This window comes from Treponema endosymbiont of Eucomonympha sp. (assembly GCF_001028545.1).
Genome location: NZ_BBPW01000087.1, coordinates 1 through 3,228, shown reverse-complemented (window position 1 = coordinate 3,228; position 3,228 = coordinate 1). Strand labels below are relative to the sequence as shown.

Annotated in this window: 5 protein-coding genes; 1 reads left to right on the top strand and 4 read right to left on the bottom strand. The window is 45.8% G+C overall.

From position 1 onward, the window contains the following. Nucleotides 1-156 precede the first annotated feature (156 nt). From AWU74_RS04565 to AWU74_RS04550, 4 genes are all read right to left on the bottom strand, one after another. Complete coding sequence (locus tag AWU74_RS04565) at nt 157-417, bottom strand: Txe/YoeB family addiction module toxin (RefSeq protein WP_062328068.1); 261 nt, start codon at nt 415-417, stop codon at nt 157-159. After that, on the bottom strand, nt 417-653 hold the full coding sequence (locus AWU74_RS04560; RefSeq protein WP_059369240.1) for a hypothetical protein: 237 nt from the start codon (nt 651-653) through the stop codon (nt 417-419). The genes AWU74_RS04565 and AWU74_RS04560 overlap by 1 nt, the downstream gene beginning before the upstream one ends. Before the next feature lie 336 nt (nt 654-989). Beyond that, on the bottom strand, nt 990-2,015 hold the full coding sequence (locus AWU74_RS04555) for an AbiH family protein (protein WP_187150836.1): 1,026 nt from the start codon (nt 2,013-2,015) through the stop codon (nt 990-992). 165 nt (nt 2,016-2,180) lie between these two features. Continuing rightward, on the bottom strand, nt 2,181-2,585 hold the full coding sequence (locus AWU74_RS04550; protein ID WP_162504808.1) for a hypothetical protein: 405 nt from the start codon (nt 2,583-2,585) through the stop codon (nt 2,181-2,183). A gap of 222 nt (nt 2,586-2,807) precedes the next feature. Between AWU74_RS04550 and AWU74_RS04545 the strand changes: the two genes are divergently transcribed. Next, on the top strand, nt 2,808-3,228 hold a 421-nt coding region (locus AWU74_RS04545; protein ID WP_202966403.1), incomplete at its 3' end, for a hypothetical protein.

Sequence of the window (3,228 nt, the reverse complement as noted above, 5' to 3'; positions counted from 1 at the left end):
GTCCGCCGCGTCCTTGGGAACGTGCGTCCACTCCGGGGACTCCCCGCCTTAATTTCTTCCGCCGTCAAACCATATAGTGTATACACCGCCTCATCAATCTGCGTATCCGGCGCCGCAGCCTGCCGCGCAATTACCGTTTTTATCTGTAGAGTCGGCTTATTCATAATGCCCCTCGCAGGAAATTATAACAATGGAATCATCAATGATTTTATATACAAGCCGATGCTCTTGTGTTATTCTTCGAGAATAAAATCCGGCATACCGATACTTAAGCGGTTCTGATTTTCCAATGCCGACAGCGGGATTTCGTTCAATATCGCGTATTAATGCCGCGATTTTTTTTGCAACCTTTTTGTCTTTGATTGTCCACTCATAAAATGAATTAAAAACAGCCTGATTAAAAAAAGAAACTTTCATTAAATCATGGCCTCTAATTCTTCGACAGACATGGTCCTGAATGGCGGTTTTCCGCTTTGTTCCCATTCGAGTGCTTCATCTGCCTGCAGTCGTGCCAAGTCGTTTGAAAATTGCCGCGACTGCTCATCCGACATTGTTTCAACTGTTATTTTCAACTCCCCGTGCCGAAAACTTGATTTTAACATCTTTGCCAGCATATCAATCTCATTAGGCTTTATCCGGTACGTTGCCGTCATTTTGATTCTCCTTCAGTCACTTTTATTTCTTTCTCACTCAAACCATACAGTTCATATACCGCCTCGTCTATCTGCCTGTCCGCCGCCCCGATCTGCCGCTCCCATTCCCGCCGGCAAATGCCCGGGCCTCGGAACGAGGCTCCGGTTTGTAAGGACGCCGGCGCTTGCGCCCGATTAGCGCGTAATGGTGTCGGTCAAGTCCGCGTGGAAAGAAGGGGAAAGCGGTGGAAGCCGTTTTCCCCTTGACTGCCGTCTGTATATCGGCGCTTATGGTGTTGGTTATTAGAGGGCATCATGGATTAACTTTGAATGGTTTTCTCTCAATAAATTATCCATTTACGCTCTTATCTCTATATTCTCATTTTCATTAACCAAATTAATTTTGAATATATCAGAATTGATAGAAATGTGTATTTGTTGTCTATAGTTTCCCAATTCCTGTTCAACACCTGAAATTCTAAATAGCTGTAACATAGCATTCTCTTCAATATCTATTTTATCTTCAATATTTATTGGGTTATAAACGGGGTCATAGATAAATATTACCAAATGATGATTGTTGCGGTTTTTTAACCATTGAACAATCTGAATCCACCACGTGCCGTCAGTTTCTCCAAGCGCCATACCGAAAATAATGATAACTTGACTATTGAGTATCAATCCTTTTGTTTTTTCATTTTTTGAATTTCTGGAATTATCATTTTCTATAGGTTTGATTATTTTTTTCTTAAAACGATCGTCTTGTATAAGTTCTGTATTATTTATTTGTTTTTCATTGTCAACGCCAATAATAGGTGAACGTCCCGTTGTTCCGTGAATATATATTATTTCTCCTCTAGAATCTTGATATGCTATCGGTTGACCAGTTGGTAGACTTGTTTTGCGGGTAAAAATGCTTGGTTTTAATAAACTCAAGCATTTTTCTAAAATATTGGTATAATTAAATGTTATAAAATTATAAATAACGGCAGTGTGAGGTGAAACGAGCGAAGAAATAATATTTTTTGACTCGTCTTCTAAACTAGAGTAAACATTCATAATGGAATTTTTAAAAACTGATATAATTTCATCTTCATGCAAATCATAATTAATACGCGATTCTTCTTGTCTGAGATGATTAATAAGAACTCCGCGAAAATCTTTAAGACAATCATGATATTCGTCAACGTTTTTAAGAGAAAATTTTTCAGCGTATAAACCAAACTGCTTTTCAAAATAAGACCATAAATCAGGATATTCTTTTATTTCTTTTTTGAATTCATTTATATAAGGTTTGTCAGAAGAAGAATTTAAATATATTTTTGATACGTCCTTGAAGCTTGTTTTTAATCCAACATTAAGGTCAAAGCCGTTTCCAATCAAAAATAAGATATTCGTCATCTCTCCCCCTCCACCGCCTCAATCTTTCCCTCGCTCAAACCATACACCGTATCCACCCCCTCGTCAACCCGCGTCTCAAGCCCGCTCGGTAGGCAACTGAACGGGAACCCTCGACAAGCTCTCTCGGTAGCCTTACTGGTGGAAACTTCAGCGAGGACTACTCGGTAGACAGGTAGTCGGAATCTTCCAGCATATTGCTCGGCAGGTATGGCAGGCGCTTATCCGTTTTATGGGTCTAGCCGCCCCGCCTGTCCGCCGGGTTCCCTCAAGGAACTCGGTCGGTTCGGTTTTGCCGAACGCCGTATTCGCCCTATGGCTTTGCCGTATCGCTCTCGCACCCGTGCCGTTTGGAGCCTCGTGAGCGCCGTTTGTTTTGCCGGGGGTGTTTCGCCCTTCGGCGAATTGACGGTTTAGCGCTGATTTGAGCGGCGCGCGCGGCAATCCGCGGGCGCCGAATCGTTTCGCGGCAAGAACCCGCAAGCCGCCGGCGCCCGGTTTTAAGCCGCCCGCGCCCATTTTCGAGCCGCTCGCAAGGTCCCGCGAGTCACGCATAAAATTTTGTGAGCGGCGCATAAAATTTTGTGAGCGGCGCATAAAATTTTGTGGGCGACTCATAAAATCCTGTGAGCCGCGCACAAATGCGTATAAGCGTTTACAAAACACCATAAATAAAGTAGGATATAACACTGAACCGCCCGCGACAACCGGCAGGCGGCGCGCAAAAATCCACAGACGGCGAAAAATCCGCCGGAAAAAGACAACAAGGAAACACGTATGGCATACACGACCGATTATATACCGGCGCGGGACGCGGAGTTCGACGGCTGGTTTGAGAATCTGAACAATTACGTGCAGGAAAAGATCGGCGGGGAGTCCCCGGAGTGGACGCACGTTCCCAAGGACGCGGCGGACGGGCTGTTCGCCGCCTATACGGACTGGCACCGCGCATATGCGGCGACGCTGGGCGCGCATACGGCGGTGGACACGGAGGCGAAAAACGACGCGCACAAGTCGGCGGCCGCGTTTATCCGCCCCTTTGTGGCGCAATACCTCAAGTTCGCGCCGGTGACGAACGAAGACCGCACGGCTATGGGGCTGCACAGCCGCGACGACAGTTCCTCCGTCATTCCGCCGCCCGCGACCCGCGCCGCGATTACGGACATTCGCGCCGTCGGCGGCTATCAGATAAAAATCT